The 17,583-nt window shown below is 72.9% G+C and carries 10 protein-coding genes; 3 read left to right on the forward strand and 7 right to left on the reverse strand.

The window, feature by feature from the left end; all coding sequences use genetic code 11:
• Positions 1-2: 2 nt before the first annotated feature.
• Positions 3-1,685 carry an extracellular solute-binding protein gene (locus tag ACFYP4_RS29895; RefSeq protein WP_358854816.1) on the reverse strand — a complete coding sequence of 561 codons (1,683 nt, stop codon included), beginning with the start codon at positions 1,683-1,685 and terminating at the stop codon, positions 3-5.
• Positions 1,686-2,050: 365 nt separating this feature from the next.
• Between ACFYP4_RS29895 and ACFYP4_RS29900 the strand changes: the two genes are divergently transcribed.
• Positions 2,051-4,894: a glycoside hydrolase family 3 C-terminal domain-containing protein gene (locus ACFYP4_RS29900; protein ID WP_358854815.1), complete on the forward strand. Its 2,844-nt coding sequence runs from the start codon at positions 2,051-2,053 to the stop codon at positions 4,892-4,894.
• 114 nt (positions 4,895-5,008) lie between these two features.
• Here ACFYP4_RS29900 and ACFYP4_RS29905 read toward each other — a convergent pair whose 3' ends face one another.
• The 3 genes from ACFYP4_RS29905 to ACFYP4_RS29915 all read right to left on the reverse strand — a co-directional run bounded on the left by ACFYP4_RS29905 (position 5,009) and on the right by ACFYP4_RS29915 (position 10,989).
• Complete coding sequence (locus ACFYP4_RS29905; RefSeq protein ID WP_358854814.1) at positions 5,009-6,454, reverse strand: aldehyde dehydrogenase family protein; 1,446 nt, start codon at positions 6,452-6,454, stop codon at positions 5,009-5,011.
• Positions 6,455-7,012: 558 nt separating this feature from the next.
• Entirely contained in the window at positions 7,013-8,716 is a 1,704-nt protein-coding gene (locus tag ACFYP4_RS29910) for a PucR family transcriptional regulator (RefSeq protein ID WP_388789621.1), read from the reverse strand.
• 116 nt (positions 8,717-8,832) lie between these two features.
• Positions 8,833-10,989 carry an ATP-binding protein gene (locus ACFYP4_RS29915; protein WP_388789624.1) on the reverse strand — a complete coding sequence of 719 codons (2,157 nt, stop codon included), beginning with the start codon at positions 10,987-10,989 and terminating at the stop codon, positions 8,833-8,835.
• 359 nt (positions 10,990-11,348) lie between these two features.
• On the opposite strand from ACFYP4_RS29915, the gene gabT reads away from it, so the two are divergent.
• Positions 11,349-12,683 carry a 4-aminobutyrate--2-oxoglutarate transaminase gene (gene gabT, locus ACFYP4_RS29920; RefSeq protein WP_388789627.1) on the forward strand — a complete coding sequence of 445 codons (1,335 nt, stop codon included), beginning with the start codon at positions 11,349-11,351 and terminating at the stop codon, positions 12,681-12,683.
• Between the two features lie 199 nt (positions 12,684-12,882).
• Complete coding sequence (locus tag ACFYP4_RS29925; protein ID WP_388789630.1) at positions 12,883-13,704, forward strand: phosphatase PAP2 family protein; 822 nt, start codon at positions 12,883-12,885, stop codon at positions 13,702-13,704.
• Here the strand turns inward: ACFYP4_RS29925 and ACFYP4_RS29930 are convergent.
• The 3 genes from ACFYP4_RS29930 to ACFYP4_RS29940 form a co-directional block, all read right to left on the reverse strand.
• On the reverse strand, positions 13,643-15,466 hold the full coding sequence (locus tag ACFYP4_RS29930; protein WP_388789633.1) for a chitinase: 1,824 nt from the start codon (positions 15,464-15,466) through the stop codon (positions 13,643-13,645). The two genes, ACFYP4_RS29925 and ACFYP4_RS29930, sit on opposite strands and share 62 nt — an antisense overlap.
• Before the next feature lie 110 nt (positions 15,467-15,576).
• Positions 15,577-16,032: a hypothetical protein gene (locus tag ACFYP4_RS29935; protein ID WP_388789636.1), complete on the reverse strand. Its 456-nt coding sequence runs from the start codon at positions 16,030-16,032 to the stop codon at positions 15,577-15,579.
• A 125-nt stretch (positions 16,033-16,157) separates the two neighbouring features.
• Entirely contained in the window at positions 16,158-17,576 is a 1,419-nt protein-coding gene (locus tag ACFYP4_RS29940; protein ID WP_358853896.1) for an FAD-dependent oxidoreductase, read from the reverse strand.
• Positions 17,577-17,583: the final 7 nt, after the last annotated feature.

Raw genomic sequence — 17,583 nt, forward strand, 5'->3', positions numbered from 1 at the left:
CGTCACCCCTGCGCGGAGCCGGTGTCGTCCAGCAGCTTCTTGTACCAGTCCCGCAGCTTGTCGCCGCCCTGGCTCTTCCAGTCCGACACCGCCTGCTGCATGGCGCCGATCTTCTTGCGGCCGCGGACGATGTCGTCCTCCAGCTGCTCGAAGTCGTTGGAGAGGTTGGTGTAGCGGGCCGGTTCGGTGATCTGGAGGCCGTAGAAGGAGGACTTCCTGGTGAAGGCGCCCATCCGCTGCTGCCACTGCACCTGTTCCTTCGCGATGTCCGGGAAGTCGGGGTGCGCGATGGTCGGGGCGGGACTGGCCAGCATCACGTACGCGTTGAGGACCTCCTGGTTGCCCTTGTCGTTCTTGACGGGCGTACCGTCCTCGACGGTGTAGTGCGTGCCCTCCACCCCGTAGTTGGTGAGCATGTACTCCTTGGTGCCGTACGGGGCGGCGGAGACGTTCGCGGCGGCCAGCACGTCGTGGATCACGGACTTCGAGGCCTTCTTGTTGACGAAGGCGAAGATGCCCGCCGGCGATCCGGACCACAGCCGGGGATCGCCTCCGTCATGGCCGAATATGTCCATGCCCGCGATGCGGAAGTCCTTCTTGCGGGTGGCCTGTTCGGCCATCTTGCCCCACCAGTCCGAGATGTTCTGGTTGTACATCAGGACCTCGCCCGCGGTGAAGCGCTGGCCCGCGTTGCCCTGGTTCGCCGCCTTGGCCTCGGGGTGGACGACACCGGCGGCGTACAGCTTGCGCGTCCACTCGAGCGCTTCGAGGTACTCGTTTGTCTCGACCCGGTAGACCAGTTCGCCGTCGACGAGGTTCCAGCCGAGCGGCTTCTCGCTGCCGGACAGCACGCCGAAGATGTTGAAGGCCGTCCACTTCATGTCGTCGCAGGCCCACACCTTGGCCCGGGCGTTGGTGATGTCCTTGGCGAGGGCGAGGAACTCGGCGGCCGAGGTGGGGACTTCGTACCCCTCCTTGTCGAAGACGTCCTTGCGGTAGAAGGGCACGATGCCGGTGACGGTGGGCGCGGGCTGCGGCAGGCCGCGCAGCTTGCCGCCGAAGATGGAGTACTTCCACGCGTCGCTCGGAATGGCGGCGAGGTTCGGGTACTCCTTGACCTTGTCGCCGGAGAGGTACGGGCCGAGGTCGGCGAACTTGCTGATGATGGCGCTGGGGATCTTGCCGCCCATGTTCCAGCTGGGGATGACCACGACGTCCGGCATGTCGCTGGAGGCGAGGACGGCGCCCAGCTTCTCGTCGTACGTGTTGCCGTCCTGGTTCTGCCAGACGATGTCGGCGCCGATCTTCGCGTTCATCGCCTTGTAGTAGGCGTTGCCGCCCTTCGGGGGCGTGCCCCAGAACGGCGACATGATCCTGACGGTGCCGCCCTTGCCGAGCTTCCCGGGCACCGACGTCTTCAGGCCGGTGAGCGAGAGTTCGCCGGTGAAGCCGACCGCGGAGCCGTTCTTCGACGGGATGTCCGGCGTCACCACGTTCTGCGCCACGAAGGTGGGGAGGATCTTCTGCGCGTCCTTGCCGGAGGTGGTCCCCTCCTTGGAGCCGCCGTCGGACCCGCCGCAGGCGGCGAGCAGTGGCGTCCCGCCGGCCACGGCGGCCGCGGCCACCGCCGTGGAGGCGAGGAAGCTTCTCCGGCTGGTGCCGGAGGTGGCGGAGTTCGGCGTCATTGCGTCAACCCTTCGTGGCGCACAGCAGGACACCCGGCGGTGGAGCCGTCGGCTGCGGTGTCTTGAGTGGAACTGGCTGAGCTGAAGCGGCCCTCCGAGGACTGCACATCCCCGGGTGGGCTCTCGTCGCTTGTCGAAGCGCTTCGATGTTGCAGCGAGATTAAGTGAACACCTGAGGGTGCACAAGAGCCGTTTCCAACATTCCTGCGTGACCCCGAGGACTGGACCAGTCTCGTGCGGTGCCTGAAATGCCGGTAGGTGAACGGAGTTGGCGCGCCCCGGTGTCTTGACACCCACCCCCTGCCCGAATGAGCATCGAAGCGCTTCGAAAGCGCCCCGTCGCTCCACCGCAAAGGGATCACCACGTGACCGCACACCCGCCTTCCACGCCGTCCTTCCGCGATCCGCGGCTGCCGTTCGCGAAGCGCGTCGACGATCTGCTGGCGCGGCTCACCCGCGACGAACGCATCGCGTTCCTGCACCAGTTCGGGCCCCCGGTGGAGCGCCTCGGCGTCGCCGCCTTCCGCACCGGCCAGGAGGCCCTGCACGGAGTGGCGTGGATGGGCCCGGCGACCGTGTTCCCCCAAGCCGTGGGGCTCGGCGCGACCTGGAACGACGACCTCGTGCACCGGGTCGGCGAGGCGGTCTCGGCCGAGGCACGCGCGATGCGCGCCCGCGACGACCGCGTCGGCCTCAACGTCTGGTCGCCCACGGTCAACCTGCTGCGCCACCCGCTGTGGGGACGCAACGAGGAGGGCTACTCCGAGGACCCGAAGCTGACCTCCGCGATCGCGACGGCCTACACCCGGGGCCTGCGTGGCGACCATCCCACCTACTGGCGCACGGCCCCGGTCCTCAAGCACTGGCTGTCCCACAACAACGAGACGCACCGGGACACCTCGTCCTCGTCGGTGCGCCCGCGCGTGCTGCACGAGTACGACCTGCGGGCCTTCCGCGAGACGGTCGAGGCGGGCGCGGTGGCCGGCGTGATGCCCGCCTACAACCTGGTCAACGGCCGCCCCAACCACGTCTCGCCGTACCTGCGCGAGCACCTGCGTGCCTGGACGGAGCAGGATCTGCTCGTCTGCTCGGACGCGGGCGCGCCCTCCAACCTGGTCGACTCCGAGCACTACTTCGACACCCACGAGGAGGCGACCGCGGCCGCGGTCCGCGCCGGGGTCGACAGCTTCACGGACCACGGCACGGACAGCTCGCAGATCGTCGCCCGCCTCCACGGGGCCCTCGACCAGGGTTTGTTGAGCGAGGACGACATCGACGCGGCGGTCCGCAGGCAGCTCTCGGTCCGGTTCCGGCTCGGCGAGTTCGACCCGGGGTCGGACCCGTACGCCGGCACGGCGGACTTCGACACCCCGGCCCACCGCGCGCTCGCGGCGGAAGCGGCCGAGCAGGCCGTCGTCCTGCTGAAGAACGACGGCCTGCTGCCGCTCGGCGAGCACACCCGCGTCGCGGTCGTCGGTCTGCTCGCCGACGAGTGCAAGCTCGACTGGTACAGCGGCACGCTCCTGCACCGTTCGACGCCCCTGGAGGGCCTGTACGAGCGCTTCGGCGCCGACCGCGTCACCTTCGCCGAGGGCGTGGACCGGGTACGGCTGCGGACGTCGTCCGGCGCGTACCTGAGCGTGCCCGCGGCCCAGGACGCGGCCGATGAGGTGCGCGGCGCCGAGGGCGCGCTGGACCCGGCGCTCCTCGCGGGCCGCACGGACCTCCCCCCGCTCACCACCGACGCCCGGGGCAGTGAACTCGCGCTGACCGACTGGGGCGACGGCGTACTGACCCTGCGGGCTCCCGACGGCCGCTACCTCTCGGTGGCCGAGGACGGCTTCGTCCGCGCCGCCGCGGACCAGCCCGGCGGCTGGGTCGTCCAGGAGACGTTCCGTCTCGAACCCTCCGCAACCCACGGGAACGGCCACCTCCTCAAGCACCTGGGGACGGGCAGGTACGTCTCTGTCGCCGCCGACGGCGTGAAGGTTGCCGAGCGGGACGGGGAGATCTTCGAGCTGGAGGTCACCGAGCGCGGCGAGGACGCGGTGGCCCGCGCCGCGGCCGACGCCGACGTGGTCCTCGTCGTCGCCGGCAACGACCCGCACATCAACGGGCGCGAGACGGAGGACCGGACGACCCTGCGCCTGCCCGGACACCAGGAACGCCTGCTGCGGGCGGCCCGCACCGCGAACCCGCGCACCGTGCTGGCCCTCGTCAGCTCCTATCCGTACGCCGTGGACCCCGCGGACCTCCCGGCCGTCCTGTGGACCGCGCACGGCGGCCAGGCCGCGGGCACCGCGCTGGCCCGCGTCCTGGCGGGCGACGTCTCACCCGCGGGCCGCCTCCCGCAGACCTGGTACGCCACGGACGAGGACCTGCCGGACCTCCTCGACTACGACGTGATCGGCGGCCGCCAGACGTACCTGTACTTCGAGGGCACCCCGCTGTTCCCCTTCGGGCACGGACTGTCGTACACGTCGTTCGGCTACACGGACCTGCGGTTCCTCGCCGACGAGGAACGGGTACGGGTCTCCTTCACCGTCACCAACACCGGTGCGGTGACGGCCGACGAGGTCGCCCAGCTCTACATCCGCGCCGTCGACCCGTCCGTACCCCGCCCCCGCCGCGAGCTGGCCGGCTACCGCCGCGTCCGCCTGACCCCCGGCGCCTCCGCGGAACTGTCCTACGAACTCCCGCTGGCCGTCTTCGAGTTCTGGGACGTGGCGCACGGCAGGTGGCGACTGGAGCCGGGCGCCTACGAACTGCTGGCGGGCGCGTCCAGCGAGGACGTCCGGCTGCGCGCGACCGTCGAACTCCTCGGCGAGGCCGCCGGGCCGCGCCCGGTACGGGAACGCGGCCTGGACGCGGCGGACTTCGACGAGCAGCGGGCGGCCGAGATCGTCGACCGCACCAGGACGGCGGGCGACGCGGTGACGCCGGTGGGCGGCGGCACGGGCGAACTGCTGTACCGCGCCTGCGACTTCGGGACGGGCGTCGGTGTGCTCACCGCGGAGGTGGCGGGCGAGGGGACCGTGGACGTCTGCCTGGGCGACGGCCCGGTGCTGGTGACCCTGACACCGGCGGCCACGAAGGGCCCGTACGACTACACCACCGTCGACGCCGCGTTCGCCGCCGACGGTGTGCACGACGTCCGCCTGCGACTGCGCGGCACGCTGCGGCTCGCGCACGTCGGCTTCTCCGGCTGAGGGTCCGGACAGGCCGGCGCGAGGGGCCCGGCGTCACGGATGCCGGGCCCCTCGGCCCACGACAACGGCCGGAGCCCCCGCACAGTGGGCTCCGGCCGCAGGTTTCGAACGGTCCTACAGCGCGAGGCCCGTCAGGACCAGCACGCGCTCGTACGTGTAGTCGTCCATCGCGTACCGCACACCCTCGCGGCCGACGCCGGACTGCTTCACGCCGCCGTACGGCATCTGGTCGGCACGGTAGGAGGGCACGTCGCCGACGACGACTCCGCCGACCTCCAGCGCCCGGTGGGCACGGAAGGCGGTCTGCAGGTCGTGCGTGAACACCCCGGCCTGCAGGCCGTACTTGGAGTCGTTGACGGCGGCGAAGGCCTCGGCCTCGCCGGTCACCTTCTGCACGGTGAGGACCGGTCCGAAGACCTCCTCGCAGGACAGGGTCGCGTCCGCCGGGACGTCGGCGAGGACGGTCGGCGCGTACGAGGCGCCGTCCCGCTTGCCGCCCGTGAGCAGCGTGGCTCCGGAGGCGACGGCCTCGTCGACCCAGGACTCGACGCGGCGGGCCGCGTCCTCGCTGACCAGCGGCCCGACGTCGGTCCTGTCGTCCGAGGGGTCACCGGTGACCTGGGCCTCGACGGCGGCGACGATGCGCGGCAGCAGCCGCTCGTACACCGAGGCGTCGGCGATCACGCGCTGCACCGAGATGCAGGACTGGCCGCCCTGGTAGTTGGAGAAGGTGGCGATACGGGTCGCGGCCCAGTCCAGGTCCTTCTCGCTCGCGAAGTCGGCGAGCACCACGGCCGCGCCGTTGCCGCCGAGCTCCAGCGTGCAGTGCTTGCGCGGCACCGAGTCCATGATCGCGTAACCGACCTTCTCGGACCCGGTGAAGGAGATGACGGGCAGCCGCTCGTCCTGCACCAGCGCGGGCATCCGGTCGTTGGCGACCGGCAGGATGCTCCACGAGCCCGTGGGCAGCCCGGTCTCGGCGAGCAGGTCGCCGATGATCAGCCCGGACAGCGGGGTCGCGGGCGCCGGCTTCAGGATGATCGGGGCGCCGGCCGCGATCGCCGGGGCGACCTTGTGCGCGCACAGGTTGAGCGGGAAGTTGAACGGCGCGATGCCGAGGACGACACCCTTGGGGAAGCGGCGGGTCAGCGCGAGCCGGCCCTGGCCGCCGGCGTCGGTGTCGAGCCGCTGGGCCTCGCCGCCGTTGAAGCGGCGGGCCTCCTCGGCCGCGAACCGGAACACGGACACCGCGCGGCCGACCTCGCCGCGGGCCCACTTGATCGGCTTGCCGTTCTCGGCGGAGATGAGCTGCGCGATCTCCTCGGTGCGCTCCACGAGGCGCTTGCTCACGTGGTCGAGGGCGGCGGCGCGTACGTGGGCGGGGGTCGCGGCGAACTCGTCGCGGACGGCGTACGCGGCGGCGACGGCCTCCTCGACCTGGGCCTCGGTCGGCACGCTGACCTTCCCCACCAGCTGCCCGTCCCAGGGCGACGTGACGTCGAAGGTGGTCTCGCCGGTGGCCTGGCGGCCGGCGAGCCAGAAGGCGTGGGTGGAAGTCATGTCGAGTCCCGGCCCTTCCGAGGTTGGTGTGTCCGTGTCTTACGGCCCCCACGGTAGGGCCGGAACCCCACGGTTCCGCTTATCCACCCCGTAGCACTGCCCCCGCCTCCCACTCCGCTACGGCCAACGCCATCCCGGCAGCCGGCGCCGCCACGAAGCCCGGGATGGGGCACCTGCCCCGCCCTCCCCCAGCGGCACGCATGCCCGCAGGCCGAAGTGGCCCGGCGCCCGCCGCTACCGCACAGGTACGACCCGCACCCGCCCTCCCACCTGAGGGGCCGTGCCGTGGCGGCGCCTGCCCGCAGCGCAACCGGCACGACCCGCACCCGCCCTCCCACCTGAGGGGCCGTGCCGGTACATCAGATGCCCGTTGCAGGTCGGGCGGACAACCCCGGTTCACCCCGCAGCCCACGCGCACGCCCGACCTGCAACGGGCGGATGTACCGGCGCGGCCCCGCCCCACCCACCGGAGCATGGGCGACCCACCCACCGGACCGCGGACGACCCACCCACGGCCCTCCGCAGCCGAGGCGCCCGCCGTGAGCCCGCCCGCCTGCCCTACTCCCCCACCGCCGTCGCCTTCAGCGCCAGCCACAGCTCCATCCGGACGTCCGGATCGTCGAGCGAGCGCCCCAGGATCTCCTCGACCCGCCGCATCCGGTACCGCAGCGTGTGCCGGTGCACCCCCAGGTCGGCGGCGGCCGCGTCCCACTGACCGTGCCGCGACAGCCACGCCCGCAGGGACGCCACCAGGTCCCCCCGCCCGGTCGCGTCGTGCTCGCGCAGCGCCCGCAGCAGCCCGTCCGCGAACGCCCGCACCGCGTCGTCCGCGAGCAGCGGCACCACGGACCCCGCGGCCACCTCCTCGTGCTCGACGAGGGAACGCCCCCGCCGCCGGGCCACGGACAGGGCCTGCTCGGCCTGCTTGTAGGCCGCCCGCGCGGCGATCGGCCCGGCCGGCGCCGACAGCCCCACGACCAGTTCCCCCTCGTCCCGCACCGGCTGCTCCCGCCCCGCGGCCCGCACGGCCTCCAGTGCCTCCGCGTACTCCTGGCAGGCCGCCACCGCGGAGCCCTCGTCCGCCGCGAGCACCACCAGCCGCTCCCCGTCGGGCACGACCAGCACGGACTCCCCGGACCGCGCGGCGGCGGACTCGACGACCTCGGCGAGCCCGCCCAGCGGGTCGCCCTGGAGGTCGGGCAGCGCGGCCTTGGCGGCCGGCGCCTTCGCGGCGCCGTGCCCGTGGCCGGGCCCGGGCCCGGGCTTGTGCTCCCGCCCGTGCCCGCGCCCGTCGGCATGCGCCCGCCCCGCGGACGCGGACGCCGACTCGGCGAGGATCAGCCGGAAGGGCGCGTCGAGAAGCTCCCCGTACAAGTCCCCGGCGACGGCCCGCGCGTGGTCGGACTCGCCGGCGAGGAGCATCCGCAGGACGGCCGCCCCGATCCGCTGCTCGGCGGCGTGCAGCGACCGGGACCGTTCGGTGGTGAGGGTGAGCAGGGCGATCGCGGAGTGGACGGCGTACCGCTCGGCGGTGCCGAGGGCGGCGGCCGTCCCGACGGCGAGCGCGGCGCGGGCCCGCCGCCCGGTGCCGAGGGAGTGCAGCTCGATCCGGTCCTCGCCGTCCGGTCCGCCGACGACGGAACTCGCCGGCGCGGCCCGCTCCCGCAGCCGCTCGACGTCGGCGGTGATGCGCGCGGCCCGGCGCCCGGCCCACTCGGGCGCGGCGGCGACGACGGCACCGGACGCGTCGTACAGCGCGGCCCACCCGTCGACCTGCCCGGCCAGCGCGGCGAGCAGCTTCTCGGGGCCGTCGTGCAGCGCCTTCTTGGTCAGCTCGCGCTGGGCGGCGAACCCGGCGGTGACGGCGCGGTACTGGTCGGCGGCGATCGCGGCGGAGACGGCCTTGCTGATGGCGAGGAACGGCGTGCGCCGGGGCACCTCGAGCAGCGGGAGGCCCTCCTGCTCGGCGGCGTCGACGAGGGCCCCGGGGATCTCGTCGTAGTTGACCCCGACGGCGAAGCCGAGGCCGACGACTCCCGCCGCGGCCAGCCGCTTCACGTACCGCCGCATGGCGTCGGGATCCTCGGCGTCCAGTTTGAGCGCGGTGATCAGCAGCAGCTCCCCGCCCTCCATGTACGGCACGGGGTCGGCGAGCTCGCTGACGTGCGCCCAGCGGACGGGCACGTCCAGGCGTCCCTCGCCCGCCCGCACGGTCAGCTTGAGCGCGGAGTGGTGGACGAGGGAGGCGAGCGTGGGGGGCATGGGGCCTTCAGGTCTGAGACGGACGCACCAGCGGTCGACGGGTGATCTTTTGGCCGCTTCGTATGAAGGGCCTCTGCCGATTCTGCCTCACCGTAGGGGTGTCCCGCGCTCTCGTTTCAGCCGCGCAGATCCACCAGCAGCGGCGGCGCGTGCTCGCCCTTCACGCTGGTGAGGGAGAGCACCGCGTGCCCCGGAGGCACCGCGTGCGCCAGTTCGGACGCCGACCACCGCTCCCGCTCGACCTGGCGCACGGTGACGGCGCGTGCGGTCGGCGCGTTCCCGGTGATCACCCGGCGCAGCATGTGGACGGCCTTCCCGGCCGGGGTCTCGGCGATGATCTGCCGGTCGGTGACGTCCCGGGTCTCGGTCCACTCCTTGCCCCAGACCTCGGCGAAGTCCTGGCCGTCCCAGGGGGTGAGTCCGGAGAGCGCCATCCGGCAGCCGATCGCGCCGAGCAGCGGGCTGCGCAGCGCCCGGGGCACGTCGTCGAGGGTGCGCAGGGTCAGGACGGTGCCCGCGTTCGCGGAGCGCAGCCGCTGGATGCCGCGGACGGCCTCGGGGGTGACGACGCCGGTGGCGTCGTCGAGCACGAGGCAGGCGAAGAGGGAACGGTCCTCGCGCACGGCGACGCTGGCGGTGAACTGGGCGAGTACGAGCCGCGCGAGGATCCGCGAGGCGTCGGCGTGCCCGCGCTGCGGCAGGTCGATGCGCACCCGGACGGGATGGTCGAGGGCGCGCAGCGAGAAGGGCCGGGACTGCCCCGAGGTGTCGAAGAACCCGGCGAAGGCGGGCCGGTCGAGCAGCGCGACCCGGTCGGCCAGGACGCCGCCCACGTCTCCGGGGTGCCCCATCTGCCGCTCGCGGGCGTCGAGTTCGCGCAGCAGCGAGGCCTGTCCGGCCTCCTCGAGGCCGCTGCGCAGCGCGGCGAGCGGGCCGGGTGAGCCGTCGAGGAGCTGCCGCAGTTCCGGTACGGAGGGGAAGCGGCCGTGGACGGCGCGGTACGGGCCGAGGAGCTGGGCGAGGACGGTGGTGGACCGCCGGCTGTCGCCTGAGGGGTGCGGGTCGGCGAGGTCGCCGACGAGCGCCTCGGCGAGGACGGCGGCGGCCTCGTCGGGGTCGGTGGTCCCGCCGTAGAGATCGAGGTCGTAGACGGACTCGGGGTTGCCGACCCGCACGACGACGTCGTACGCCTCGGCGGCTCCGAGCCCGGCGCCGGCCGCGCCGACCACCACGACGGCGGCCCGTCCGGCGAGCGCGTGCAGGCACAGCGACTCGGCGAGCGGCCAGACGACACCGCCGGTCTTGCCCGAGCCGGCGGGGCCGACGGCGAGCAGCGAGGTGCCGAGGAGGTCGGGTCCGAGGGCGAGGCCGGTGGCGCGGTAGGCGTAGGGGTTGCGGGGGTCGTCGGCGGTGGCGCCGAGCCGTACCTGCCCGGTGAGCAAATCGTGCCGGGCGTGCCGGCCGGGCAGGTCGCGGTCGCCGGAGGGGTGCAGGCAGGCGGCTGAGCCGTCCTTGAGCACGGCTGCGGTGAAGGTGGCGAGGCTGTGGCGGCCGTTCTGCACGCCCTGCCAGGCGCGGACGATGCGGGCGTGGTCGACGTCCCGCATGAGGCCGGCGCGGGCCTCGGCGGCGAGCCGGTCGGCGGCGTCCGCGGCCCCGGCGGCGCGGAGCCGGTTCCACTGGGCGGGGTCGTCCTCGGGGGCGGGCGGCCGTTCGTTCGCCGGTGCCGTGCGGCGCCAGGCGGGCAGTCCGTAGCGTCGCCACACCTCGCTCCAGCGGCCGAGCCGCCCGACGCCGATCGTGATCGCCAGGGCGACGGCGGCGTAGTAGGCGTAGACGACCACGACGGCGCCGAAGCTGTGGGGCTCGGCCCAGGAGTCCGGGATCATCGCGTACAGCGGGAGCAGCCACCAGCCGCCGAGGTAGCCGTTCCACAGCAGCGACCAGAGCAGCCAGCCGACGAGGAAGGCGATCAGCGCGCCGCTGAGGAGCTGCCGCGCCGGCACGACCTCGGGCTCCTCCTCGGGCCGCGGCCGGTGCCCGAACCGCCACACGCCCGGCGCGGCCTCGGGACGCGGCGTCCGCAGCCACGCCAGGAAGTCGGACCCGTCCGGCAGCGGCGGCAGGCCCGGCGCGCGGGCGGGCCGGGGCGGTGCCGCGGGGGCGGGCGGCCGCGCCGGGTGCGGGGTCGCGGGCACCGCGGGGGGCCCCGCCGGGCGCGGCACCGGACCGACGTGTGTGCCCCGTGCGTCCTGCGTGCCGTCGCCGTCCATCGCCCTTGCCCCCTGACCAGCCGCTCCGTGCCCCGTACGCGGGTCAATCTAGTGCCCCTGCGCGGGGAGTTCACCGCTTACGCGGCCGGAGCCGAAAGGACTTGGCCGGTCGGGCCGTCAGGGCCTGGCCGGTCGGGCCGTCGGTGTCCGGCCGGGCGGGTCCTCGGTGTCCGGCCGGGCGGGCCGTCGGCACTGCTATGTCCACGGCGGACAAGGGAATCCCCCGACACCGCCCACATGGAGCATGCCGAGCCCCCCGCCCCGGCCCTAGCCTGCGAAGAAGCGTCCGAAAACACCCCCGCCCGGAAACCCCCGGCTCGCCGGAACACCCGGTTCGCAAGATCTTCAGGGAGCCCCTCATGACCGCACTTCCGCAGGAGCGCCGCGTCGTCACCGCCATCCCCGGCCCGAAGTCGCAGGAGCTGCAGGCCCGCCGTACCGCCGCGGTCGCGGCCGGTGTGGGCTCGGTGCTGCCGGTCTTCACCACGCGCGCGGGTGGCGGGATCATCGAGGACGTCGACGGCAACCGCCTGATCGACTTCGGTTCCGGCATCGCGGTCACCTCCGTCGGCGCGTCCGCCGAGGCCGTCGTGCGCCGGGCCTCGGCCCAGCTCCAGGACTTCACCCACACCTGTTTCATGGTCACGCCGTACGAGGGGTACGTCGCCGTCGCCGAGGCGCTGGCGGAGCTGACCCCGGGCGACCACGCCAAGAAGTCGGCCCTGTTCAACTCGGGTGCCGAGGCCGTCGAGAACGCGGTCAAGATCGCACGTGCGTACACCAAGCGCCAGGCCGTCGTCGTCTTCGACCACGGCTACCACGGCCGCACCAACCTGACGATGGCGCTGACCGCCAAGAACATGCCGTACAAGCACGGCTTCGGCCCGTTCGCGCCCGAGGTCTACCGCGTGCCGGTGGCGTACGGCTACCGCTGGCTGACCGGCCCCGAGAACGCCGGTGCCGAGGCGTCCGCCCAGGCCATCGACATGATCAACAAGCAGATCGGTGCCGAGAACGTCGCCGCGATCATCATCGAGCCGGTGCTCGGCGAGGGTGGCTTCATCGAGCCCGCGAAGGGCTTCCTGCCGGCCATCAGCAAGTTCGCCGAGGACAACGGCATCGTGTTCGTGGCGGACGAGATCCAGTCCGGCTTCTGCCGCACCGGCCAGTGGTTCGCCTGCGAGGACGAGGGCATCGTCCCGGACCTGATCACCACCGCCAAGGGCATCGCGGGCGGCCTGCCGCTGGCCGCCGTCACCGGCCGCGCCGAGATCATGGACGCCGCGCACGCGGGCGGTCTGGGCGGCACCTACGGCGGCAACCCGGTCGCCTGCGCGGGCGCGCTCGGCGCGATCGAGACGATGAAGGAGCTCGACCTCAACGCGCGGGCGAAGAACATCGAGGCCGTCATGAAGGCCCGGCTGGGCGCGATGGCCGAGAAGTTCGACATCATCGGCGACGTCCGCGGGCGTGGCGGCATGATCGCCATCGAGCTGGTGCAGGACCGCGGCACCAAGGAGCCGAACCCGGCGGCCACGGCGGCACTCGCGAAGGCCTGCCACCAGGAGGGCCTGCTGGTCCTGACCTGTGGCACCTACGGCAACGTCCTCCGCTTCCTGCCCCCGCTGGTCATCGGGGAGGACCTCCTGAACGAGGGCCTCGACATCATCGAGCAGGCCTTCGCCCGCATCTGAGGCCCCGCCCGCCCCGAGCCCCGGGGCGGACCGGCCCCCGGCCCGGATTCCGGTTCGGTTCCGGGCGGGGGCGCCGGGGGTCGGAGCGTGTGAAGAACGTGTGCGAGGTGGATGGCGGGACGCGGATGTGGCTGTCGGAGCCACATCCGCTGTCGTAGGTTTGGTCCAGATGAGAGATACACCCCGCCCACAGGGGACTGTGGGTGACGCCGGGTCGGGGCCTCCCCAGCTTCGCCCTGGTCGTGCCCTCGCGCACACACCCGGAGCTTTTGGCTCCACTCCTCACCGATCGGACGGCCGCCCGCCCCAAACCCCCCGGGGCGCGCGGCATCCCGATCCGGACGGCCACCCCGGAACCACCCCCCCTGTTCCGGGGTGGCCGACCTTCCTCCTCGGCCTTCCGGCCCTCCTTCTCGCGCTGATCACCTGGCAGGTCGCGGCCCACGGCCCCCTCGCCCGCGCGGACGAACGCCTCAGCGACGCCGTCGTCCACCCGAACCGCTGGTTCGAACTCCTCGCCGACCTCGGCAACATCACGGTCGCCGTCCCGGTCCTGGTCGTCGCCCTCGTCCTCGCGGCCCGCTGTTCCCGCCGGGCCGGCGCCGACCGCTGGTGGCTGCCGTCCGTCGCTGCCGCCGTCCTGATGGCCGCCGTACCGGCCGTGATCGTGCCGCTGAAGGAACTGATCGCCCGCCCGGGCCCACCGGTGATGGGCCCGGGCACGGGTTTCTTCCCCTCGGGTCACACGGCGACCGCCGCCGTGGCGTACGGCGCGGCGACCCTGCTCCTCCTCCCCCGGCTGCCCTCCGCGGCGGCCCGCCGCACCCTGGTCGCCGGCTGCCTCGCCCTGAACCTGGCGGTGGCCACCGGCCTGGTCGCACGCGGTTACCACTGGCCCCTGGACGTCCTGGCGAGCTGGTGTCTGTGCGCGCTGCTGCTGACGGGGCTCGCGATGTTCCTCAGCCGAAGTACGCGTCGAAGTTCCGCGAGAACTCCCAGCCGCCGAACCGGTCCCAGTTGACCGACCACGTCATCAGGCCGCGAAGCGCAGGCCAGGTGCCGTGGGGGGTGTACGAGCCGCAGTTGGTCCTCTTCATGAGGCAGTCGAGGGTCTTGGTGACCTCGGCCGGGGAGACGTGACCGTTGCCCGCGTTCGTGGTCGCCGGCATGCCGATCGCGATCTGGTCGGGGCGCAGCGGCGGGAAGACGTTGTTCGGGTCTCCCGCGACCGAGAAGCCGGTCAGCAGCATGTCGGTCATCGCGATGTGGAAGTCCGCGCCGCCCATGGAGTGGTACTGGTTGTCCAGGCCCATGATCGAGCCCGAGTTGTAGTCCTGGACGTGCAGCAGCGTGAGGTCGTCGCGCAGCGCGTGGATGACCGGGAGGTAGGCGCCGGCGCGCGGGTCCTGACCGCCCCATTTGCCCGTGCCGTAGTACTGGTGACCGAGCTGGACGAAGAAGGTCTCGGGCGCCATCGTCAGGACGAACCCGGAGCCGTACCTGGCCTTGAGGGTCCTGACCGCCGAGACGAGGTTGACGACCACGGGTGTCGTCGGGTTCCTGAAGTCCGTGTCGTTCGCGTTCAGGGAGAGGGAGTGGCCCTCGAAGTCGATGTCCAGGCCGTCGAGACCGTACTCGTCGATGATCTTCGACACCGAGGAGACGAACGTGTCGCGCGCGGCGGTCGTGGTGAGCTGCACCTGGCCGTTCTGGCCGCCGATGGAGATCAGGACCTTCTTGCCCGCCGCCTGCTTGGCCTTGATGGCGGCCTTGAACTCGGCGTCGCTCTCCACGTTCGGGCACTCGGTGACGGGGCAGCGGGTGAAGCGGATGTCGCCTGAGGTGGTGGAGGTCGGTTCGCCGAAGGCGAGGTCGATGACGTCCCAGCTGTCGGGGACGTCGGCCATGCGGGTGTAGCCGGCCCCGTTGGCGAAGCTCGCGTGGAGGTAGCCGACCAGGGCGTGGGCGGGGAGGCCGGGGGTCCCGCCACCGGAGCCCGGGGAGGTGGTCGCGGTGACGGCCGCCGACTTCGCCGACTGGCCCGCGTCGTTCACGGCCGCCACCTGGAAGCTGTACGCGGTGGCGGGGGACAGACCGGCCACCGTGGCCGAAGTGCCGCTCGCCGTCTGGGCCTTGATTCCGTCGCGGTAGACCGCGTACCCGGTCGCGCCGGGGACCGCGGACCAGGACAGGGCGACGCTGCCGGAGGTCACGTTGCCGGTCTTCAGGCCGGTGGGCGGGGCCGGCGGCTGCCCGGCGTCGACGCCCGGGCCGACCAGGGAGATGTCGTCGGCGTGGTAGGCGCCGGTGCCGTACCAGCCGTGCGTGTAGAGGGTGACCCTGGTGGTGGAGGGTCCGGTGCGGAAGGTGGTGGTGAGCTGCTGCCAGTCGGTCGCGGACTGCGTCCAGGCGGAGACGTCGGTGGTGCCCGTGCCGTTCGCGCCGAGGTAGACGTAGTTGCCGCGGACGTGACCCGTGAGGGTGTACTGCGCGCCCGGTTTCACGGTGACCGTCTGGGAGCACTGCCCGTAGTCGCTGCCCGCCGGGGTCGCCTTCAGGGCCGCGGTGCCGCTGCGCACGGGTGAGGTGACGGTACTGCCCGCCGTGCAGGTCCAGTTGTCCAGGCCCGCCTCGAACCCGCCGTTCCTGACGAGGTCCGCGTCGGCCGCACGGGCGGTCGACGAGAGGGCGGTGAGGCCGGGGACGGCCAGGACCGCGGCCGTGCACACGGCGAGGAGTCCGCGCCGGCGTACGAATGGTCTGTTGGATCGGGTGGGGTCCACGAGTGCCTCCGGGCAGGGGGGGGGTTGGAGGGTGGAGCGCGCCCAACTTGGTCCAGACCAATGCGGTTGTCAAGGCCCCCGCCGGGATCCCGGCCGGTCCGGCTCCGCGGTCAGGGCCCCTCCCCGCCCGCGAGACCCGCCGCCGCCTCGTGCATGGCCAGTTCCAGGAGCGCCGGATCGGTGAGGGTGCCCGAGCCGTCCGGCGGGACCAGCCAGCGCACCCCGCCGGCGGCCGGCCTCCCCGGGTACGGCACCACGAGCCACGTGCCGGGGCCCGCTGTGCGCACCCCCGTACCGACCCAGCGCCCCGCGGTACCCGCGGGGACGAAGAACCCCGTCCGGGCGTCCCGGAGGTCGACGAGCACGGGACCGGGCCGGCCGGTCACCCGGGTCAGCACGTCGAACGTGGGACGGCCCAGCCCGGCCGGCAGGATCAGTACGTCCCACACCTTGCCCGCCGGCAGCAGCGCGACTCCCCCCGGGCTGCGCTCCCACTCCCAGCGGCATGCCTCGGGGTCCGGTGCTGCGGATGCCAGCCACTCGACCGCCGTCCTGGCGCCTGTCATGGCGAAACCTCCCTCTCTCGTACCGACGCCGGTCGCGTCACAGGAGAGAGGGAGGTCAGGGCCGGGCATTACGCGGGTTCCCGCCCCCCGTCGGCAAACCGGGTCACAGAGGGACGTCCGCTCGTTCAGCTGTCGAAGCCGAGACCCAGCCTGTCCATCGCCTTCAGCCAGAGATTGCGCCGCCCGCCCCGCGCGTCCGCCCGCGCCAGGGACCACTTGGTGAGGGCGATACCGGTCCAGGCGAAGGGTTCGGGAGGGAAGGGCAGCGGCTTCCTGCGCACCATCTCCAGCTCGGTGCGCTCGGTGCGCTCCCCCGCCAGCAGGTCGAGCATGACGTCCGCGCCGAAGCGGGTGGCGCCGACGCCGAGGCCCGTGTAGCCCGCCGCGTACGCCACCCGGCCCTGGTGCGCGGTGCCGAAGAAGGCGGAGAAGCGCGAGCAGGTGTCGATCGCGCCGCCCCACGCGTGGGTGAAGCGGACGCCCTCCAGCTGCGGGAAGCAGGTGAAGAAGTGTCCGGCGAGCTTCGCGTACGTCTCCGGGCGGTCGTCGTACTCGGCGCGCACCCGGCCGCCGTACGGATAGATCGCGTCGTAACCGCCCCACAGGACGCGGTTGTCGGCGGAGAGACGGAAGTAGTGGAACTGGTTGGCCGAGTCCCCGAGGCCCTGGCGGTTCTTCCAGCCCACGGAGGCCAGCTGGTCGGCCGTCAGCGGCTCGGTCATCAGCGCGTAGTCGTAGACCGGGACGGTGTACGCGCGTACGCGCTTGACCAGGTTCGGGAAGATGTTGGTGCCGAGGGCGACCCGGCGGGCCCGGACGGAGCCGTACGGGGTGCGTACGGCCATGCCGGCGCCGTACGGCTTCAGGGCGAGCGCGGGGGTGTGCTCGTAGATGCGGACGCCCAGCTCGCGGCAGGCACGCTTGAGGCCCCAGGCGAGCTTCGCGGGGTGGAGCATGGCCACCCCGCGACGATCGTGCAGACCCGCGAGGAATGTCGGTGAGTCGACTTGTTCCCGTACGGCGTCGGCGTCCAGGTACTCGAGGCCGTCCGCGAGGCCCTCGCGCTGCAACTCCTCGTACCACTCACGCAGTTCGGCCGCCTGGTACGGCTCGGTTGCGACGTCGATCTCGCCGGAGCGCTCGAAGTCGCAGTCGATGGAGTAGCGGGCGACGGCCGCCTCGATCTCGTCGAGGTTGCGGGCGCCCAGCTCCTCCAGCTTCCTGATCTCGTCCGGCCACCGGGTGAGGCCGTTCGACAGGCCGTGGGTCAGGGACGCGGCACAGAATCCGCCGTTGCGGCCGGAGGCGGCCCAGCCCACCTCGCGGCCCTCCAGCAGGACCACCTCGCGCCGCGGGTCGCGCTCCTTGGCGAGGAGCGCGGTCCACAGTCCGCTGTAACCGCCGCCGACGACGAGCAGGTCGCAGGTCTCGGCGCCGGTGAGGGCGGGCTCGGGGCGGGGTCTGCCCGGGTCGTCCAGCCAGAAGGACACCGGCCGGGCGTCGGAGAGGGACGTCGTCCAACGGGTCATGGCACCTGGGGCCATGATTTCA

Origin of the sequence: Streptomyces sp. NPDC005551 (assembly GCF_042871785.1) — a bacterium.
In the GTDB taxonomy this organism is placed as follows: Bacteria; Actinomycetota; Actinomycetes; order Streptomycetales; family Streptomycetaceae; genus Streptomyces.

Bases quoted from the DNA above. Each gene is read 5' to 3' on its own strand.
- ACFYP4_RS29910 (WP_388789621.1), bottom strand. From the start codon at position 8,716: ATGCCCCCCACGCTCGCCTCCCTCGTCCACCACTCCGCGCTCAAGCTG.
- gabT (WP_388789627.1), top strand. From the start codon at position 11,349: ATGACCGCACTTCCGCAGGAGCGCCGCGTCGTCACCGCCATCCCCGGC.
- ACFYP4_RS29940 (WP_358853896.1), bottom strand. From the start codon at position 17,576: ATGGCCCCAGGTGCCATGACCCGTTGGACGACGTCCCTCTCCGACGCC.
- ACFYP4_RS29915 (WP_388789624.1), bottom strand. From the start codon at position 10,989: ATGGACGGCGACGGCACGCAGGACGCACGGGGCACACACGTCGGTCCG.
- ACFYP4_RS29905 (WP_358854814.1), bottom strand. From the start codon at position 6,454: ATGACTTCCACCCACGCCTTCTGGCTCGCCGGCCGCCAGGCCACCGGC.
- ACFYP4_RS29895 (WP_358854816.1), bottom strand. From the start codon at position 1,685: ATGACGCCGAACTCCGCCACCTCCGGCACCAGCCGGAGAAGCTTCCTC.
- ACFYP4_RS29935 (WP_388789636.1), bottom strand. From the start codon at position 16,032: ATGACAGGCGCCAGGACGGCGGTCGAGTGGCTGGCATCCGCAGCACCG.